General features: G+C 34.4%; 20 protein-coding genes and 1 pseudogene. 15 read left to right on the forward strand and 6 right to left on the reverse strand.

The window, feature by feature from the left end; genetic code table 11:
* The 7 genes and pseudogenes from HNP90_RS00105 to lysA all read left to right on the forward strand — a co-directional run.
* On the forward strand, positions 1 to 1,616 hold a 1,616-nt coding region (locus tag HNP90_RS00105), incomplete at its 5' end, for a surface protein, anchor region (RefSeq protein WP_258558887.1).
* Between the two features lie 135 nt (positions 1,617 to 1,751).
* Positions 1,752 to 2,076 (forward strand): annotated as a pseudogene (locus HNP90_RS00110) (DUF4186 domain-containing protein).
* A 77-nt stretch (positions 2,077 to 2,153) separates the two neighbouring features.
* Positions 2,154 to 2,702: a hypothetical protein gene (locus HNP90_RS00115; RefSeq protein WP_011976844.1), complete on the forward strand. Its 549-nt coding sequence runs from the start codon at positions 2,154 to 2,156 to the stop codon at positions 2,700 to 2,702.
* Between the two features lie 179 nt (positions 2,703 to 2,881).
* Positions 2,882 to 3,643, forward strand: a complete 762-nt coding sequence (locus HNP90_RS00120) for an ABC transporter permease (protein ID WP_011976845.1) — start codon at positions 2,882 to 2,884, stop codon at positions 3,641 to 3,643.
* A gap of 34 nt (positions 3,644 to 3,677) precedes the next feature.
* Positions 3,678 to 4,442 carry an ABC transporter ATP-binding protein gene (locus tag HNP90_RS00125; RefSeq protein ID WP_011976846.1) on the forward strand — a complete coding sequence of 255 codons (765 nt, stop codon included), beginning with the start codon at positions 3,678 to 3,680 and terminating at the stop codon, positions 4,440 to 4,442.
* 100 nt (positions 4,443 to 4,542) lie between these two features.
* Positions 4,543 to 5,397, forward strand: coding sequence for a PhoU domain-containing protein (locus HNP90_RS00130; RefSeq protein WP_011976847.1), 855 nt, complete (start codon positions 4,543 to 4,545; stop codon positions 5,395 to 5,397).
* 148 nt (positions 5,398 to 5,545) lie between these two features.
* On the forward strand, positions 5,546 to 6,856 hold the full coding sequence (gene lysA, locus HNP90_RS00135; RefSeq protein WP_011976848.1) for a diaminopimelate decarboxylase: 1,311 nt from the start codon (positions 5,546 to 5,548) through the stop codon (positions 6,854 to 6,856).
* Positions 6,857 to 6,915: 59 nt separating this feature from the next.
* Here lysA and ecnA read toward each other — a convergent pair whose 3' ends face one another.
* The 5 genes from ecnA to aroA form a co-directional block, all read right to left on the reverse strand.
* Positions 6,916 to 7,467, reverse strand: a complete 552-nt coding sequence (gene ecnA, locus HNP90_RS00140) for a calcium-activated nuclease EcnA (RefSeq protein ID WP_011976849.1) — start codon at positions 7,465 to 7,467, stop codon at positions 6,916 to 6,918.
* A 7-nt stretch (positions 7,468 to 7,474) separates the two neighbouring features.
* Positions 7,475 to 7,858 (reverse strand): tRNA (N6-threonylcarbamoyladenosine(37)-N6)-methyltransferase TrmO, encoded by a 384-nt coding sequence (tsaA, locus tag HNP90_RS00145; protein WP_011976850.1) that lies wholly within the window; start codon positions 7,856 to 7,858, stop codon positions 7,475 to 7,477.
* Between the two features lie 4 nt (positions 7,859 to 7,862).
* Positions 7,863 to 8,963, reverse strand: a complete 1,101-nt coding sequence (gene cbiD, locus HNP90_RS00150) for a cobalt-precorrin-5B (C(1))-methyltransferase CbiD (protein WP_011976851.1) — start codon at positions 8,961 to 8,963, stop codon at positions 7,863 to 7,865.
* Between the two features lie 40 nt (positions 8,964 to 9,003).
* Entirely contained in the window at positions 9,004 to 10,023 is a 1,020-nt protein-coding gene (locus HNP90_RS00155; protein WP_011976852.1) for a M24 family metallopeptidase, read from the reverse strand.
* A 65-nt stretch (positions 10,024 to 10,088) separates the two neighbouring features.
* Positions 10,089 to 11,378 carry a 3-phosphoshikimate 1-carboxyvinyltransferase gene (gene aroA / locus HNP90_RS00160; protein WP_011976853.1) on the reverse strand — a complete coding sequence of 430 codons (1,290 nt, stop codon included), beginning with the start codon at positions 11,376 to 11,378 and terminating at the stop codon, positions 10,089 to 10,091.
* A 168-nt stretch (positions 11,379 to 11,546) separates the two neighbouring features.
* On the opposite strand from aroA, the gene glnA reads away from it, so the two are divergent.
* The 8 genes from glnA (at position 11,547) to HNP90_RS00200 (ending at position 19,525) form a co-directional block, all read left to right on the forward strand.
* Entirely contained in the window at positions 11,547 to 12,887 is a 1,341-nt protein-coding gene (gene glnA, locus HNP90_RS00165; protein WP_011976854.1) for a type I glutamate--ammonia ligase, read from the forward strand.
* Positions 12,888 to 13,097: 210 nt separating this feature from the next.
* Positions 13,098 to 13,472, forward strand: coding sequence for a 30S ribosomal protein S6e (locus tag HNP90_RS00170; protein ID WP_011976855.1), 375 nt, complete (start codon positions 13,098 to 13,100; stop codon positions 13,470 to 13,472).
* A gap of 160 nt (positions 13,473 to 13,632) precedes the next feature.
* Complete coding sequence (locus HNP90_RS00175; protein ID WP_011976856.1) at positions 13,633 to 14,865, forward strand: translation initiation factor IF-2 subunit gamma; 1,233 nt, start codon at positions 13,633 to 13,635, stop codon at positions 14,863 to 14,865.
* Between the two features lie 37 nt (positions 14,866 to 14,902).
* Positions 14,903 to 15,967 (forward strand): DNA double-strand break repair nuclease NurA, encoded by a 1,065-nt coding sequence (locus HNP90_RS00180; protein WP_011976857.1) that lies wholly within the window; start codon positions 14,903 to 14,905, stop codon positions 15,965 to 15,967.
* A 130-nt stretch (positions 15,968 to 16,097) separates the two neighbouring features.
* Positions 16,098 to 16,787: a helix-turn-helix domain-containing protein gene (locus tag HNP90_RS00185; protein WP_011976858.1), complete on the forward strand. Its 690-nt coding sequence runs from the start codon at positions 16,098 to 16,100 to the stop codon at positions 16,785 to 16,787.
* Positions 16,788 to 16,848: 61 nt separating this feature from the next.
* Positions 16,849 to 17,898 (forward strand): hydroxymethylglutaryl-CoA synthase, encoded by a 1,050-nt coding sequence (locus HNP90_RS00190; RefSeq protein ID WP_011976859.1) that lies wholly within the window; start codon positions 16,849 to 16,851, stop codon positions 17,896 to 17,898.
* 18 nt (positions 17,899 to 17,916) lie between these two features.
* Entirely contained in the window at positions 17,917 to 19,095 is a 1,179-nt protein-coding gene (locus HNP90_RS00195) for an acetyl-CoA acetyltransferase (RefSeq protein ID WP_011976860.1), read from the forward strand.
* A gap of 37 nt (positions 19,096 to 19,132) precedes the next feature.
* Positions 19,133 to 19,525 carry a Zn-ribbon domain-containing OB-fold protein gene (locus HNP90_RS00200; protein WP_011976861.1) on the forward strand — a complete coding sequence of 131 codons (393 nt, stop codon included), beginning with the start codon at positions 19,133 to 19,135 and terminating at the stop codon, positions 19,523 to 19,525.
* Between the two features lie 14 nt (positions 19,526 to 19,539).
* Here HNP90_RS00200 and HNP90_RS00205 read toward each other — a convergent pair whose 3' ends face one another.
* Positions 19,540 to 20,217 (reverse strand): hypothetical protein, encoded by a 678-nt coding sequence (locus tag HNP90_RS00205; protein WP_011976862.1) that lies wholly within the window; start codon positions 20,215 to 20,217, stop codon positions 19,540 to 19,542.
* Positions 20,218 to 20,311 lie beyond the last annotated feature (94 nt).

Below are 20,311 nucleotides of genomic sequence, written 5' to 3' on the forward strand. Positions count from 1 at the left end.
GTGATACAGGAGATACTGGTGATACAGGAGATACTGGTGATACAGGAGATACTGGTGATACAGGAGATACTGGTGATACAGGAGATACTGGTGATACAGGAGATACTGGTGATACTGGATCAATGCCACTTAATCCAGAATTATTCTATGGTATCGCAACAATTGGGGAAACCAGTGCTTCAGGAACCTTAAACGTTTATGTTGACGGAGTACTTCAAGACTCAATTGCAGTTGAAAATGGATTATTTGGGGGCTCAGGACCGCTTTCAGAAAAACTAGTCGCAACAGGATACGTTGGAAATGCCAATGAAGTTACATTCGAACTTTCCTCTGGAAGCGAAATTTACAGTAGCTTTAGTGCGATAATAGGTGAAAATACATATACTGATGAATTACCGTACGTTGACGGAGTACAGAACATAGCTATTGAATTTTCAGAAGGTACGGGAATCTCAGGCGATACAGGAGACAGTGGAGATACGGGTGATACAGGAGACAGTGGAGATACTGGATCAATGCCACTTAATCCAGAATTATTCTATGGTATCGCAACAATTGGGGAAACCAGTGCTTCAGGAACCTTAAACGTTTATGTTGACGGAGTACTTCAAGACTCAATTGCAGTTGAAAATGGATTATTTGGAAACTCATGCCCGCTTTCAGAAAAACTAGTCGCAACAGGATACGTTGGAAATGCCAATGAAGTTACATTCGAACTTTCCTCTGGAAGCGAAATTTACAGTAGCTTTAGTGCGATAATAGGTGAAAATACATATACTGATGAATTACCGTACGTTGAAGGAGAATCATATTACATGGAAATAAGTTTTTCTGAATCAGCAAGTACGGGAGACAGTAGTAATTCAACTAGTAGTGAAACAGATGGTTCGTCAATGCCACTTAATCCAGAATTATTCTATGGACTCGTGTATCTGGACGAAACATTACCTTCAGGTACATTGAATGTGTACGTTGACGGAGTACTTCAGGACTCAATTGCAGTTGAAAATGCAATATTTGGGGCCTCAGGACCACTTGAGGATAAACTGATTGCAACAGGTTACGATGGCAATAGTAACGTAGTTACATTTTCGCTAGTATATGGGGAAGAAACTTACTCGGAATTCACTGCAGAATTGTCAAATACCACTTACGAAAATGAACTTCCTTACGATGAAGGAATACATTACGTAATACTTACATTCTCAGAAAGTGAAGATACTGAAACTGGAACCTCAGGAGGTGGAGGATCTAGCGGTAGTAGTTCTGGAAGTTCTTCTTCGTCATTCGTTAGCAGTTCAGATTCGTCAGAGACCACAGTTACTTCAAGTACTACAAAAAATTCGAATCCAGGAACTTTAACGAAAACTGATTCGTTAGCAGGAGCTGTCGAATCTTCAGAAGATGTTGAACAAAACGCTCTAGAAAGTTCATCAGATGGATCATCAGCTGGTGAAACAGATAGTAATGAATCAGGCGTTGTACTACAACAAGAAAGCCCGCTTGGTGGAATAAACCTTTATCTTGCTATGGCGGCCATATTACTGATATTGATTGCATTAGCTGCAGCATGGTATCAGTCAAAAGAAAAACCCGAAGTTTTGCCTCAGCAATAACTTCTAATTATTTTTTAATTTTGCTTTTTTCGGATAAGTTTTTTAAAATAGTAATTAAATCATTTTTGCCACTTTTTGAAATTTTTATGGATATTTTCAGATTACAAGAAATACAAAGAAATCTATAAAAAACTAATGAAATCAGAAATTATGGCTAAATTTCAGTTAAATAGCTCCGATAAAGAATATATTAAAGATAAAGGGATAAATAATATTGAAAACCATGCATATGATTTTATAAAACTTAAAATTAAGCCAAAATCCATAAAAAATGATGGAAAACAGACTCCCATGAAAGGATATCCTGTATTTACCGCACAGCATGCAACTGCAACATGCTGTAGGGATTGTATTGAAAAATGGCATAAATTTCCAAAAAAATAAGGAATTAACTGATGTCGAAGTTGAATACCTCGTTGGACTAATCATGTTTTGGATAAACATTCAGATGATGGATTAACCCAATTTACGAACGATTTCGATACATTTAAAAAGTCATGAACGTTATAAACTAGTAACTTATGATATGGTGAAAACATGAACAAAATTGTTTTGATATTGTCGCTCGTTTTGATAAGCAGTTTTTGCCTCTGTACCGATAAAACGGATAGCGGAAGTGAAGATTTAAGTGAATTTAGCAGCACAATTGTACTTCAGTTTGGCGAAACCACAGTGAATGTACCTTTAAGAGCACCAATAAACGATTCGATGACTACAACGTTAATAAATACGAATGATTCAGAGATAAAAAGCGACTATACAAGTGGAAACTACAAAATAATGTACTTTGAATATGATTTCAATCTTTCAAATGAAGAAGGCGGTATTGTACTTACAGACCTTGTTTCAAAGGTGAGCTTCTTTACTACAGCATATCCTTACGTAATTGCTGACCAGACTTTGTTTAACAATACCGAAGACATTGCAAAAGTAAAAAACAGCAATCAAACGCTTGTTATTCAGATTGAAAGAAGCAATAGTTCTGCAACAATTGAAAAATACAACAACACTTACGTAATCGAAGGGAATTCATTGAATGAACTCGATAAAGCAGAATCAAGATTTGTAATTGCAATGCTTTCATAAAGTTATTTTTAATTTATTTTCTTATTTTGATATTTTTTCTTAATCGAAATTAATCAGCCTTTTTTTACCGAATTATCTAAAAAATTTTGCTTTGAATGTTTTACATTTAAATAGTTAAACTTTTTTATATTCTAATAACAATAATCACGTTAGTTAGTTTTTTAATACGGTGAATTTAAATGAAATTACTAAAAAACCTTACTTTACCAGTACTTGGAATTTTAGCATGGGAACTTCTTGCAATTTATTTAAATAACCCCGTAATTCTTCCAAAAGTTGAAAGTGTAATTTCAATTCTTTTAAATCCGGGAGTAGGAATACTTGGAACCGGGAATTTAATTGAAAATACGATTGTAAGTATCGAACGGGTTTTGATAGGCTTTTTGATTGCCGGAGCTTTTGCAATTCCTATCGGCATTCTTATGGGCTACTATTCACTTATAAATGACTTATTAGATATGACAGTTGAACTTTTTAGACCAATACCGCCACTTGCCTGGGTTCCACTTGCACTTGCATGGTTTGGAATTGGTGAGTCGTCAATGCATTTTATTATTTTTATAGGTGCATTTTTCCCAATTTTGATAAACACGATTTCAGGCGTTAAAAGTGTGCCTGTAATCATGGTTGAAGCTGCAAAAACGCTTGGAGGATCTACAAAAGATATTTTAAAGAGTGTCATAGTTCCCGCATCTTCTCCTGACATTTTAACAGGCCTTAGAATTGGAGCAGGCATTGCATGGATGTGTGTTGTTGCTGCAGAAATGCTTCCTGGAAGTGATGCAGGACTTGGATACCTGATCATGTATGCATACTCTTTGAGCAAAATGAACGTTGTAGTCGCTTCGATGATAATAATTGGAATAATTGGAATAATTCTTGATAAAGGACTTAGATATATTGAAACTAAATATTTCTGCTGGAAAAAAATGATGAAATAAATTACTTTAATAACTTAAATCGGACGGATTAATTATGTCAGTTCTAGAACTTAAAAATCTTATCAAAAAATTTGGAAACGGTAAAAAGGACCTCGTTGCAGTTGATAATGTAGATTTATCAGTACAACATAATGAATTTGTATCAATAGTTGGACCTAGTGGCTGTGGAAAATCCACAATCTTAAGAATGATTGCAGGACTTGAAACTCCAACATCAGGTGGAATTTACTTAGATGAAAAGGAAGTTTTAGGGCCTGATGCAGATCGGGGAATGGTATTTCAACAGTATACGCTTCTTCCGTGGAAAACAGTTCTTCAAAACGTTACTTTTGGACTTGAAATTAAAAAAATTCCAAAAGACGAAAGAATTGAAACTGCCAAAAAATTTATAAAAATGGTTGGACTCGAAGAATTTTGCGATTCATATCCTTATGAATTGAGCGGTGGAATGCAGCAAAGAGTTGCAATTGCAAGAACTCTTGCAAATAATCCAAAAATTGTGCTGATGGACGAACCCTTTGGGGCCCTTGATACGCAGACTAGGGCAGTTTTACAAGATCACCTCTTAAAAATATGGGAAACTGAAAAAAAAACTGTTGTTTTTGTAACGCACAGTGTAGATGAGGCAGTTTATTTATCTGACCGTGTTGTCGTGATGACAGCACGACCTGGAAAGATAAAAAGCATTATCGATATAGATTTAGATAGGCCTAGAAAAAGAACTAGCGTCGAATTCTTAGAATACAAGAAAAAAATAATCGATGACTTAAAATCGGAAGTTTTGAAAACTTACATTTAATTATTATTTTTATACTCAAATTTATATATCTTAAAAGCATATTCTTTTTTAATGAACTATTATTCAAAATATATGAAATTTAATTCATCAAAGGGATACTATGCTGAGGGGAAAAGATGCAACACTTGCTGCAATAATAAATATAATTCTTGACGAAGAGCCAGAAACTCAGGATGATATTGCAGACAGGTTAAACGTAAGCAGACGATACGTTGCAAAACTGCTAAAACCGCTTGTAGATGGGGGAGCGATACTGCACCCTTATGTCGTAAATCTTGAAAAATTAAAAGAATTTGAAGATTATATTGAAACTGATCGATATTTTAAAGAGATTTACGAAACTTTCGATAGGATGGGAACTAACGTTATTCAAAATATAGATAAAGTGTTTGATTCATTAAAAACTCATGATTTGGATATTGCCAATAGCATTATTCTTGAAGATTATGCATTGAACCGGATGGAAGATGAAGTAAACCTCGTAATTAAACTAAAAGCTTCAAAATACATGGACATGAACAGCCTTATGCAGATATCAAATATTGCTGCAAATATCGAAAGATGCGGTGATTATCTTTCAAATATTGCGGAAGAAGTGGTAAATGGGCTTTTTGTTGACCCTGCAATAAAAAAAGAAATTTTTGAGATACGGGACATAATTTCAAAGATGTTCGATCATGCAATGAATATGGTTAAAAATAAAACGATTGATACTGAAATTTACGAATTAGAAGGAAAACTTCACAAAAAACTCGATATCATGATGGAAAAACTTTCAGAAAATCCTGATGAAAATTTGAAAGATATTAATCAGTTTATCCAATTTGGAATGTTTTTAAAGGATGTTGAAAGATTCGGGGATAGAAGTCTTAAAATATTTGAATTGGGTCGTGAATTCCACTACAATATTCCAAAAAATGTTAAAACTCCAGAATATGTAAGAAATTTGAAATAATTTAATATTAAAATAATTTTGACATAAAACTTTTTAATTCGGCTTTTTTAACGAGATATTAATTAAAGGATGAATTATATATTGTATTTCATCGACATATTTAAATAATATCACTGCTTATGATGAAAAAACAACTTATGGTGAAATCATGGAATTCTTGGGGAACGAAATGCTTACCGTTGAAGGTAAAAACTTAAAAATTGACGGATATGATGCAAGCGAACTTGCTAAAACTTACGGAACTCCACTCTACGTCATGAGTGAAACGCAAACCGTTAAAAACTTTACAAGATACGTTGACTCATTTAAAGAATACTCTGAAAAAACCGGAAAAGAATTCATAATTTCATTTGCATACAAAGCAAACACGAACCTTGCTGTAACAAAACTCCTCTCAAAACTCGGATGTGGTGCAGATATCGTGAGTGCAGGGGAATTGTACATTGCAAAACTTTCAAATGTTCCTTCCGAAAAAATTGTATTTAACGGAAACTGTAAATTAAAAGAAGAAATTAAAATGGGAATTGAAGCTGAAATAAGAGCATTTAACGTTGACAGCATCAGTGAACTTGTTTTAATTAATGAAACTGCAAAAGAAATGGGAAAAATTGCAAATGTTGCATTTAGGGTAAATCCAAACGTTGATGCAAAAACGCACCCTAAAATTTCAACAGGAATGAAAAAGAACAAATTCGGGCTCGACATTGAAAGCGGAATTGCACTTGAAACTATTAAAATGGCAGAAAAAATGGAAAACGTAAAAATTGTTGGAATTCACTGCCATATTGGTTCACAACTAACTTACATCAGCCCATTTGTTGAAGAAGCTAGGAAAATCATGGATTTCGTAGTTTCACTCAAAAATGAAGGAATTGAAATAAAAGATGTAAATTTAGGTGGGGGCCTTGGAATCCCATATGATAAAAATACAAAAATCCCTGTTCAAAAAGATCTTTCAAAAGCAGTTCTCGATGTAATTTACGAATACGAAGGAAAAATCGAACTTCCAAATTTAATATTGGAACCTGGAAGAAGTTTGGTTGCTACCGCGGGAGTTTTACTTGGAACTGTCGAACACGTCAAAGAAACACCTGTTGCAAAATGGATAATGATTGATGCTGGAATGAACGACATGATGAGACCTGCAATCTATGAGGCATACCACGAAATCGTTCCTTGTACCATTAGAGACGAAAAAGAAGTTGTAAGCGTTGCAGGAGGACTTTGTGAAAGTTCCGATGTATTTGGAAAGGATAGGGAACTCTCAAAAATGGAAGTAAAAGATACCGTTGCAATTTTAGACGTTGGAGCATACGGAATCAGCATGGCAAACAACTACAACTCAAGAGGAAAACCTGCAATGATCCTTACAAATGAAAAGGAAGTTTCATTAATCAGAGTTAGAGAAACCCTTGCAGATTTAATTTCAAAAGATATCGTACCAAACCATCTTTTGTAAATTAAGTTATTTTTAAAACTTTTTTAAAAAAATAATAAATATCTAAAATTTTTAAAGTGTTAGTTATTGTAGTTCCAAAGACCTGTTTTTTCAGATTTTGCTGTTTTTTCGGTTTCTAAAAATCCAGCTTTCAATTCAAAATCACTAACGTATACTCTTGCAAATCCATATTCTATCAAATTTTCGTTGAAATTTTCATTTTCCAAATATATGTATGCAAGATATCTTCCGTATTTATCCTGTTTATCACTGTTTTTATCAAAAACTACATATACCGATTTATTTTCAAGAGTATTTCGCGTGTAGTTTGTTGCCAAATGCCCCCAGTAATCTAAATATTCAGTATCAGTAATTGGAGTTTCATAATCGATATAATATTCTGAAACACTGTTTTTTTGATAAGTTTCTGGAGTATCAACGCCCAAAAGCCTAATATTATAATCAACCCCGTTTGAATCAACGTGCACGGTATCGCCATCAACCACACGAGTGACAGTTCCAGAAAAGTGTTCGTGAGAATCGATAAAGTCCCCTGAATCAATATTATCATCAGAAATGCAACCTGAAAAAATCAAAAGTAAAATTGGAGCTAAAAAAATTATCTTTTTCATAATAGCCCTATAAATCCAGTTCTTTTGAGTATCTTTTTATATCAATTATTGGAGTTTCTGAAAATGCATCAATTTCTTCGATATATAATTTATTTCCAGAAATTTCTTCAATTTTTACAGTGTAAAGCGCAATAGGGTTAGGCCTCATTGGAGATCTTGTAGAAAAAACACCCCTTATCGGGTTATTAATATTTCCTCTCGGGTGAACCTTTAAAGTCTTTCTTTTAGTTTCATTGTCAGACCCGTCAAACCATAAAAAAACTAAAATCTTTGAATTTTTGGTTAATCCATCCATCCCACCTAAAAATTCGTCGTAAATTTCTAAATATGAGTTTTCCCCCTCTTTTTTAAACATCCCGATTTCAAAAATTTTGTATTCCTTTCTGTTCATAATATCAACCCTGATCATATTTTCCAAGCATATTTCCTTTCATATTGATTATAATACAGGAAAAATTAATTCCATCCCATCTTGAAGAAAGTCTTTCGACAACTCTTTTTGAAACATTGTCAAAAACTTCTTTTAAAATACCTTTTTCAGTCAAAATTTCAACTATATCTTCAGTTGTATTTGATTGAAGTATTTTTTGAAGTATTTCTACATCCTGTGTTACTAATGAAGTATAAGCACAGAGTATTTCGTTTCTTGCATCTGCGACTTTTGAATGGGTGTCAAAAATTCCGCCAGCAAGCTTTACGATTTTTCCAGCGTGTCCAAAGACAGTTATATCTTTAACACCTTTTTCTTTTGCCTTATTGAGCATGTAGTCCCAAAAATTTGAAACTTCAATAATTTGATCTTCTTCTGCATGTAATAATATTTTAGCATGCTTTGTTCCAATGTTTCCTGGAACAAATATTAGGTTTTCAAAATTATTTGCTAAAGCTACATCAATTTGTGGCGCGAGTGATTCTTTGTACGCGTCATTTGACATTGGCCGAACGATTCCAGTAGTTCCAAGAATCGAAATTCCGCCAATTATCCCAAGTTTAGGATTTAATGTTTTTTTGGCAATTTCATCCCCATTTGGAACTGAAATTTTTACAGTTACACATTCATTATCAGTTAAAAGAGATTTTAAATTAGTTTCAATCATTTCTCTTGGTTTTGGATTTATTGCAGGTTTTCCAAGCGTTACCTGTAAACCAGATTTTGTAATTATTCCAACACCGATTCCCCCGATAATATCGACATTACTCGATTCTGAACTGTTGTTATCCAAATTAAGAGTAACTTCTATTTCGATATCCATTCCATTTGTAATATCGATGTCCTCCCCTGAAAATTTTTCTACCGTTGAAATTGCAGTGTCTCCCTGTTTTTCAATGTTTTTAATTGGAATAATTAAGGAATCTTCTTTTAAATTTACAATTTCAACAAAATTTAATCTTTCATTATTTTTTAAAAAATAGAGTGCAGAATATGCTCCAGCAGCAGCACATGCGCCTGTGGTATACCCAAAAGTTTTTTCGAGTCTAAAATCAATCTTGCCCATATAAATCACAAAATAATCAATATCATAATAAAAATGTAAGTTAATATTCTAAAATTTTTGCATTGCTGAGTTTTTCAAAGCCGTTCTTTTTTACAAGATAGAGGTCTTCAATCCTTACTCCGAAATCATCCGTATAAATTCCAGGTTCAATTGTAACAACCATTCCTTCTTTTAATATAACATCTTCTTTTATTTTTGAAGAAATTGCTGGATTTTCGTGAATTTCAACACCTACTCCGTGTCCAAGAGAATGTATGAAATAATCTTTAAATTCACCCATATGTTCTCTTGCAATCAAATCGAGTTCTTTTACAGAAATTCCTGCCTTTAAATTTTTTTCCGCCTCTTTTTTCGCAGAATGTACAATATTATAAATTTCCGAATAATTCTTGATGTTTTCATTTAAAATTACTGTTCTCGTAATGTCTGAACAGTAACCTTCGTAAAGTGCCCCAATATCCATTAAAAGTATGTTTTTTACAACATCTTCAGAAGGCATTCCATGAGGAAGTCTTGTCTTTTTGTCAGAAATTGCGATTGTGTCGAATGAAGGCCTGATACTTCCATTTTTCTTCATAAAATACTCAATTTCTGCTGCAATCTGGTTTTCAGTTAAATTATCATTTTCAAGTGCATAAGTTGTAGCATGTTCAATTGCACCATCGCTTATTTTTGCAGCTTTTTTAATATTTTCAAGTTCTGCTTTTGTTTTTGTTTCCCGCATTTCCTCGATTTTTTTAGAAACTAACTTATAATCTTTGACAAACTTTAAAAATCGGATTGGAAGGGAGTCTTCGATTCCATCACAACCTTTAAACGTACTTTCAAAATTTTCGTAAAGTTCAATACCCAGATTTTTGATCTTGTATCCTTTTGCCATTTCAAAATCGAGTTTTGAAACCTGTAATGTTACAGTGTCTTTTTTAATATCAAAAATAAGCATTGAAAAATTTGGAGGGTATTTTTCCAAAAAATAATTTATAGTTTCTTTTTTTGTAATAACCGCCTTTTTTATATCGTTTTCTTTTAGATATTCTAAAAATTCCCCAAACTTATCCATAAAACCGCCTTTTTAATTAAATAATTTATTAAATACTAATTTTTAAAAATTGAAAACTAATTATTTTAAATTACTTCAATATTACTTCCAATTGACTTCATTTTATCTACAAAATCTGGAAAGGAAATTTTAACTGAATCTTCGCCTTCTATTACGGTTTCCCCATCTGCCATCATTCCTGCAATTGTAAATGCCATTACAAGCCTGTGGTCGTGGTATGTTTTAAGTTTTGCACCATTTAATTTATGAACGCCAGTAATTATGAGTCCATCTTTTTTTTCTTCGATCTCCGCACCCATTTTTGATAGTTCAGTAGTGCATGCCGCAAGTCGGTCACATTCTTTGAGCCTTACATGTTCTCCATTATAAACAACTGTTTTTCCTTCAGCAAAACATCCCAAGACTGCAATTGTTGGAACAAGGTCAGGAATGTCTGTTACATCAATTTCAATTCCTTTTAATTTGTAGGGGCCCATAATTTGAACATTGTCTTCGTTTATTTCTACGTTTGCGCCCATTTTCTTAACTATTTCAATAATTTCCCGATCCCCTTGCTTTGAATCTTTGAATACGTTTTTAATTACGATATCTGAATTTAATAAAACTCCTGCTGCAACTAAATAAGATGCAGATGAATAATCGCCTTCAATTGTATAATCGCATGGCAAATACTTTTGATTTCCTTTGATTTTGTATCCAACTTTATTTTTTTCTTCAATTTTATCGATTTTAACCCCAAATTTATCCAAAACGTCTATTGTAATGTTTAAATAAGGTTCAGACTTTATTGGGGTAGTCAATATTATTTCAGAGTCATTTTCACTGAACGGTAGTGTCATCATGAGCGAAGTTATGAACTGAGAACTCATGTCCCCCCTGATTTCAACGACATTGTTACTAATTTTTCCAGATTTAACAACAATTGGAGCTGTACCATTATTTTTTGTTGAAAAACAGTTCAGTCCAAGCTGTTTTAATGCATCCAATAGTGGTTGCATTGGCCTTTTTCGAATAGAATCGTCTCCAGTAAGTACAGTATATCCATCTGAAATTTGAGAAGAAATTCCAGTTAATATCCTTAAAGTAGTTCCACTGTTTCCAATATCAACAATATTATCTGGTGTTTTAAATTCTGAGCCCCTAACTACCCATTTTTCATCGTTTAAGTCAATTTCGGCACCAAACATTTCACATGCGTGAGCAGAAGATAAACAGTCTGCGCCATTTAACGGATTTTTTAGATTAGATACTCCGTTTGCGAGTGATGCGCAGATAACTGCCCTGTGCGTATAAGATTTTGATGGGGGTGCGCTTAATATTCCTTTTATTTTAGGGGTTTTTTTCACTACCAGCATTAAATCACCGAATATAATATTAATATTGAAGTAAATAGTTTTTATGTTAGCAATACCAGAATTATGGCTAATATATATTAATAAATATTGATTTACGTACCGTAAAATATATATATTGAAAAAGCGGAAAGCTATTTCCTATATAGTAATGATTTCGGAGGCATGAATATGAATTCTGTTGAACAGGCTATGGAATACATAAAAACGAACAACGTTAAATTCATAAGATTCCAGTTTGTAGACATACACGGTGAGCCAAAAAACATCGCTTACCCTGTAAAAGCAGGTGCTGCTGGTGAAGAAGAATTATACGATGTATTAAGCAAAGGATTATACTTCGATGGTTCTTCGATTGAAGGATTCGTTTCAATTGAAAGTTCTGACATGATGTTAAAGCCAGACTTAAAAACACTTTCAGTACTCCCATGGAGACCAACTGAAAAATCCGTTGCAAGAGTTATCTGTGATGTATACACTACAACCGGAAAACCATTCGAAGGAGACCCAAGAGGATGCTTAAAAAGAATTTTAGCTAAATTCGATGAAGAACTTGGAGGAGAATTCTTCGTAGGTCCTGAACCAGAATTTTTCATCTTAAAACAAGATGCATGCGGTTCATGGGTTCCAGCAGACGATGCAGGATACTTCGATTTAGAACCTGTTGATGCAGGATGCGACATCAGAAGAAAAATCGTATTTGCTCTCGAAAACTTAGGATTCCACGTAGAAGCAAGCCACCACGAAGTTGCAGAAGGTCAGCACGAAGTTGACTTCAAATTCGCAGATGCAGTAAAAACTGCAGATAGCGTTGTAACGTTCAAAACAACAATCAAAACACTTGCAGCACAGGAAGGTTTAAAAGCTACATTCATGCCAAAACCATTCTTCGGAATCAACGGAAGCGGTATGCACTGCCACCAAAGTATCTGGTTAGGCGGCGAACCATCATTCTACGATGAAACCGCAAAACACCAATTAAGCTCAACCTGTATGAACTATGTTGCAGGTATTTTAGAACATGCAAAATCAATCGTTGCTGTTACAAACCCAACAGTAAACTCATACAAAAGATTAGTTCCAGGATATGAAGCTCCTGTAAACATTGCATGGGCAAACGCGAACAGAAGTGCGATCATTAGAGTTCCAGCACCAAGAGGAAAAGGAACAAGAATCGAATTCAGAGCACCTGATCCAGCATGCAACCCATATTTAGCATTCACAGTAATGCTCGCAGCAGGTTTAGATGGTGTAAGAAGAAATTTAGAAGCACCTGAACCAGTTGAAAAGAACATCTTCGCAATGAACGAAGCTCAGAAAAAAGCTGAAGGAATTGAATCAGTTCCTGCAAACTTAAAAGCTGCGCTTGACGAGTTAGAAAACAACTCCGTATTAAAAGATGCATTAGGAAAACACATCTTTGAAAACTTCATTGAAATCAAAAACGCTGAATGGGATTCATTCAGAACCGCAGTTACAGACTGGGAAACAAAACAATACTTAAAAATCTAATTATCTTTTTTTTTCAATATTTTTATTAGTAGTTTATTCGAGTTCTACCAATTCTTATCAGTGTTGCTTTTTCCAAAAACTATAAAAGTAATAAGTTAGTAATAGAACAAAGACGGGAATTTAGGAAAATTTTTGGAAAAATAAATTTTTAGAGCTTTTTCGCGAACGATTTGAAACAAGGTATATTAAAACAAAAAACGAGGTAATATCATGGCTTTTAAAGTTGTTGTATCAGATACTAAAACAGGAAAATCATACCAATTCGAAACAGAGTCCACTGCACTTATCGGTAAAAAAATTGGTGATGAAATCAGCGGTTCAGTTGTTGAATTAGAAGGTTACAAATTAAAAATCACAGGCGGATCCGACAAATGTGGATTTGCAATGAGACATGACATTCACGGCGCTATGAAAATGAGAGTACTCTTAAAAGAAGGACCTGGATACAACGTTAAAGAAAAAGGTCTCAGAAGAAGAAAAAGCTTAAGGGGAAACACAATTTCAAAAGACGTTACATTAATCAACACAAAAGTTGTAGAATACGGTTCAGCACCACTCGGTGGAGAACCTGAAAGCACTGAATAAATTAACTCTTTTTTTCTATTTTAGTTGGTTAGACTTTTTAAAGATTATATATCTATATAAATGATTAGCCACAAAGTGAGTATAGTTTTAAAGTCATTTTTATATTGATTTTCAAGTATTCTTGTAATTTAAAAAATTAAAAAATTGTGCGAGGGATAAAATGGCAGCATCCAACCAATCAGAAGTTAACATTGGAATGGTAGGTCACGTAGACCACGGAAAAACGAGTTTGACAAGGAAATTAACTGGTGTATGGACCGACACACACAGTGAAGAACTCAAAAGAGGAATTTCAATAAGGCTCGGATATGCAGACTGTGAAATAAAGAAGTGCGAAACATGCGATGAACCAGAATGCTATACCGTTGATAAAAAGTGCGATGCTTGTGGCGGTAAAGTATCTACTTTAAGAAAAATATCATTTGTGGATGCTCCAGGACACGAAACACTGATGGCTACAATGCTCTCAGGAGCTTCACTTATGGATGGTGCAATTTTAGTTATTGCTGCAAGTGAAGAATGCCCTCAACCCCAAACAAAAGAACACTTGATGGCTCTTGATGCATTGGGTGTTGAACATATACTTATTGTTCAAAATAAAATAGACCTCGTATCTGAAGAAGCTGCAATTGAAAATTACAACCAAATTAAAGAATTTACAAAAGGAACTGTTGCAGAAAATGCGCCAATTATCCCTGTTTCAGCACACCACGGTGCAAATTTAGATGTACTGCTAAAAGCAATTCAAGAGTTTATCCCAACTCCTGAAAGGGACGAAACATTAACTCCTAAATTATATGTTGCCAGGAGTTTTGATGTAAATAAACCCGGTTCTGAAATAAAAGACTTAAAAGGTGGAGTTATCGGGGGAAGTATCATTCAAGGTGCTTTAAAAGTTGGTGACGACCTCGAAATAAGACCTGGTATAAAAGTAACCGAAGGAAACAAAACCCACTGGGTTCCAATAGTAACCAAAATTATATCATTGGGAGTTGGCGGTAAAAAATTAAAATCTGCAGCACCGGGTGGATTAATAGGTGTTGGAACTGAATTAGATCCAAATTTAACAAAATCCGATGCATTAAGCGGAAGTTTAGCGGGACTTCCAGGAACACTTCCTGAAACCTTAGAAAAAATGGTTATCAAACCACAACTTCTTGAAAGAGTTGTTGGTTCCCAAGACGAACTCATAATCGAACCTTTAAAAACAAACGAAGTTTTGATGTTAAACGTTGGAACATCCACAACTGTTGGAGTAACCGTATCTGCAAGAGCTGATAAAGCAGAAATTAAATTAAAATTGCCAGTATGTGCCGATAAAGGCGACAGAGTTGCAATAAGCAGAAAAATCGGATCAAGATGGAGATTGATCGGATACGGAATAATTTTATAACTCTTTTATTATTTTTTTAATTTTTTAGGTGTATTTTATGGACTATTCAAAACTCCTATCAAAAAAGGAGAATATATGTTCTAAAATAAAAAATATCGATTTTAATTTTGATTATAAAAATTACTGGACTAATTCCGATTTTAATAGCCATTCTGATACCATTTTTGCTGGTGGGGATGGCAGTTTCAATAAAATCGATTATGTAAATTACTGCCTGTATATTTCTGGTACTGTTTCATACATTCAAAAAACCGATGGAAAAATCGAAGAGTCTATTTCTGCGTGGGATTCAAATATAATTTTACCTTACAAGTACGTTCAAAGTAGGCTTAGTCTTTACATGTTAAATATGGAGTTAAAAATTGCTCTTTGGAATTTAAAAAATAAAAATATCAATTATTACCTATATGATGGGTCTCTTTATTCACTGCTCGTTCAAACAAACAACAAATTTTCGATCAACGGGGAAAACTTAGAAAATATAATTTTCAAGTATTACGAACTTTATGGCGATGAAATAAAAAATAAAATTTTTGAAGAAATCGATTCTAATAATATCAATTCAAGCGTTGAACTTTCAAATAATTTAAACTTTAGTGAAGAAGAAAAAATTATACTCGAACAGCTTGAATATTTAATATTATTATCTGAACTTTTAAAATACCGTGAAAAAATTGTTGGAGTTGCAAAAACCTCAAAAATGAATATTTATTTTAAAGATGCACTGATTCCAGACCTTGCAATCTTTTCAAAATGTAAAAATTCAGGGTATTCAAAACCCCTAGATCTCGTTGACGAAAAAATAAATAAAAACTTCTATAAAAATGTGGAATACTTTAAAAAATTTGGAATTGACCTTAAAAAACTAAATTACCAGTTTGCAAAACTTGATAAAAACAGCGGAACTTTGTGCATAACTTCTTTTGAAGACTTGGATGAAACTTTCTTTTCGAATCTTCAGAAAATATCTGTTTCAAATTACCCCTACATATTAAAAAAATCACACGAAAAAGTAAAAATTGAGAAAAAAGAGATCGAAAAATTCGTAAAACTTCTTGGAATCTATGAAAAAAGCGACAGAGATTCCAATTTAGAATATTAATACATTAAATTCTATTTTTAATCCAATTTATTCATTTTAAAAATACATATTTGACCATTTCGACATATGGCGAATGACTTTATATTTTAAATCGAAATATTTATATAAGAATTAGCGCACATATAGTGCCATGGAGAAAATAGCGATACATATCATGGGAGAAATTGTATTGTCCGAAGATATCGGTAAGGCCATGAAAAAATGGAGAGAAATGTTTGGCATACCGCAGATAGAAACTGCAAGGTACCTAGATGTCTCCCCATCAGTGATCAGTGATTACGAAGTTGGCAGAAGAAAAAATCCTGGAGTAAATATCGTCAAAAAATATGTATATGCACTCTTAGAAATTGACAAGGAAAGGGGCGGACATACTATAAAAGCGTTGAGTAAGGTGTTAAACCCAACTTCAATGAAGGCGATTTTGCAGATAAAAGAATACCAAAACCCAGTTGGAGTCAGAGAATTACTTTCCACTATCGAAGGAAAAGTAATCTGTGGCGAAAACAGTTTAAATAATCAGCTATTTGGCCACACCGTAGTAGACAGTGTTAAAGCTATTTTGGAAATGAATGGCCAGGATTTCCTAAATCTCTATGGTTGGACAACCGAAAGAGCATTGATTTTTACCGAAGTTTCCGCCGGACGAAGCCCCATGGTTGCAATTCGTGTAAGTAACATCAAACCACGAGTCGTTATCTTCAACGGAGTTTCCGAACTAGACAAACTTGCGGTTAAACTTGCCGAACTTGAGGGAATATGCCTCATAGTAACTGAATTGAGTACCGATGAGCTTTTAAAGCGTTTAAAAGAAATAAAATAATTTTTTTTGTTTATATTGTTATGTATTAACAATTGTTCATTAACAAAAAAATGGTGAGCAGATGAAAGAAGTAGGTATTGTAGGATATGGAAGTGACCTTCCAAAATACAGGATAAAAGCGGAAGATATCGCTGGTGCTTGGGGTAAAGATGCTCAAGCAATCAAAAGAGGCCTTGTTGTAAACGAGAAAAGCGTTCCAGGGCCTGACGAAGATACTGCAACAATCTCAGTACAGGCTGCAAGAAGAGCATTATCAAGAGCAGGAATTAACCCAAAAGATATTGGTGCTGTTTACGTAGGAAGTGAAAGCCACCCTTACGCAGTAAAACCAACATCCGGAATTGTTGCTGAAGCGTGTGGTGTATCGCCAGACTTTACCGCAGCAGATTTAGAATTTGCATGTAAAGCAGGAACTGCAGGAATCCAGATGTGTATGGGTTTAGTTGGAAGCGACATGATGGAATACGCAATGGCAGTTGGTGCAGATACTGCTCAAGGGGCTCCAGGAGATGCTCTTGAATACACTGCCGCAGCAGGTGGTGCTGCGTACATCATCGGTGCAAAAAAAGAAGAACTTATCGCTAAATTCAATGGAACATACTCTTACACCACAGATACTCCAGATTTCTGGAGAAGAGAACATGAACATTACCCAAAACACGGTGGTAGATTTACAGGGGAACCTGCATACTTCAAGCACGTTTTAAACGGTGCAAAAGGTATGATGGCAAAAATGGATACAACAGCAAAAGATTACGACTACTGTGTATTCCACCAGCCAAATGGAAAATTCTACATAAGTGCAGCTAAACAATTAGGGTTTACCGAAGAACAATACAAATACGGACTTTTAACACCGTACTTAGGAAACACCTACTCAGGAGCAGTTCCACTCGGACTTTCAAACATTTTAGACCATGCAAAAGCAGATGACAGAATCTTCGTTGTATCATATGGTAGTGGTGCAGGAAGTGATGCATTTGATATTACAGTAACTGACAGAATTTCAGAAGTGGTCGACAAAGCAATAACCACTGAAAAACTCTTGGAAAGTAAAAAATACGTAGATTACGCAGTTTACTTGAAATACAGAGGAAAAATTAGAATGTAACTTCATCAGGTGGATAAAATGAAGGATGTAGCAATTATAGGATACGGACAGACCAAATTTGGTGAACTCTGGGAAGAATCATTCAGAAGTTTAATTGTAGAAGCAGGAACTAAAGCAATCATTGATGCAAACGTTGATGGAGACGACATTGATGCAATGTACGTCGGTACAATGAGCGGTGGTCTTTTTGTAGGACAAGAACACACTGCATCATTAATTGCAGACTATGCTGGATTAAACCCAATTCCATGCACCAGAGTTGAAGCAGCATGTGCTTCAGGAAGTTTAGCATTGAGAAGTGCAGTTTTATCTATTGCAAGCGGTGCACACGATGTTGTTTTAGTCGGTGGTGTTGAAAAAATGACCGATGTTTCAGATGCAACCTCAGCAATCGCAACAGCATCAGATCAGGAATGGGAAGCTTTCGTAGGTGCAACATTCCCATCACTCTACGCAATGATGGCAAAAAGATACATGCAACAATACGGCTTAACCATTGAACAACTCTCAAGCTGGAGTGCTATCGCTCACGAAAACGCAGTTCACAATAGATATGCTCAGTTTAGATCAAAAGTAACCATTGATCAAATTATGAGGGCATCCCCAGTTGCAGACCCCTTAACATTATTACACTGCTCACCAGTTTCAGACGGTGCTTCCGCACTTATCATCTGTGATGCAGAAAAAGCGACACAATATGCTCCAAAAGATGAAATCATATACATAAAAGCATCTACGCAGGCATCAGACACTATTGCATTACACGATAGAAAAGATATGACCACATTAAATGCTGCAAAAGTTGCGTCAAACAAAGCATATGAAATTGCAGGAATTAATGCGAGTCATGTCGATGTTGCAGAAGTCCACGATTGTTTTGCAATTAACGGATTGGTATTGACTGAAGACTTAGGATTCTGTAAAAAAGGAGAAGCTGGAAAAGTTGTAGAAGCTGGAAAAACCAGAATCGATGACGAAAGCTTTGTTACAGTAAACCCAAGTGGTGGATTAAAAGCTGCTGGTCACGCATTAGGTGCCACAGGAATTAGACAGGTCGGTGAACTTTACTGGCAGTTAAAACAGGATAAAGAATGTAAAGATAGACAAACTGCAATTAAAAACGGATACGCTATTGCAGCAAACGTTGGTGGAACAGGCGGTACAGTCTGCACACATATTTTATCAAACAAACGATAATTAATAATTTAAGCAAAAAATGATTTCCGGTGAGATTATGGTAGTAAGAACCTGGAGAAGCATGCAAGAAAGGTACAACCTTATTGGATCAAAATGTAAAACATGTGGAACCGTTTACTTCCCTGCAAGAAGTGTCTGCCCAGAATGCAGAAGAAAGGGAGAGTTGGAAGATTTCAAATTTGAAGGTAAAGGTAAAGTGTACACTTACTCGGTAGTATATGCTGCACCAAAGGACTTTGAAAAACAGTCCCCATATGTAATTGGTATCGTAGAACTTGAAGAAGGTACGAAAGTTACAGCTCAGATCGACTGCGAACTTGAAGAAGTTAAAATAGGAATGCCTGTCGAAACCGTCTTTAGAAAAATAAGGGAAGACGGATGCGATGGGGTAATCAGCTACGGATACAAGTTCGTTCCAACCGAACAATAATTAAATAACTTTTTTTAATTGTTTTTAAATTTAGAAATTACATGTTTTAATGAATCAAAATCAATGTATATTTCGCGATGAACATCGGAATATTTGTACGGTACAGATAATTCATCTAGTTTTTTACACTTTTCAATTGCTTCCTCTTCATTTACGCTGAATGCATAATACGGCGTAATGCGTTTAAGATCAAAAACAGTTGATACTCGTTTAAACATTTCTTTTACAGTATCTGAAATATCAACAATTATCGACCCATTTTCAAGCGATATATTAAACCCGAGTTCTTTTAATTCGTTGTATGCAAATTTTTCCCCATCATCCATCATTTTAAATCGAATTATGCCACTTTCACGACCGCTTGTGATAATCGGGTTAAAATTTCGAGATATAAATTCGATTACGGAATTATGAAAATTCATCGATTCGATTAATTCCTTCATTCTTTCCTTTTTTAACAGACCAACTATTTCCCCGATATATTGATCCCTAAAAATTTCAATTTTTGAAATATCGTCAGTTTCTTTTGTCTTTATTCCTTCTTTTTCGAGCAATTTTTTAAAGTATTTAGAATACGAAGTATTTTCAAATTCAATTTCGTAAATATCCCCACCCATTCTGCTTTTATAAACTCCCCTCAGTTCATAACGGATGTAATATTCCAGTTCAGAGCGAATCTTTTCGTCGATCATAGCCTTGCCCCTCCAAAAAATAGATATTAAAAAATATGTTGTTTCAGTATTAAAAATCTTTAAAAAAAGTTAAGAATAAATTTGTTCGATGTTT

The sequence above is a fragment of the Methanococcus maripaludis genome (assembly GCF_013760955.1).
GTDB classification, from domain to species: domain Archaea; phylum AGJL01; class Methanococci; order Methanococcales; family Methanococcaceae; genus Methanococcus; species Methanococcus maripaludis_A.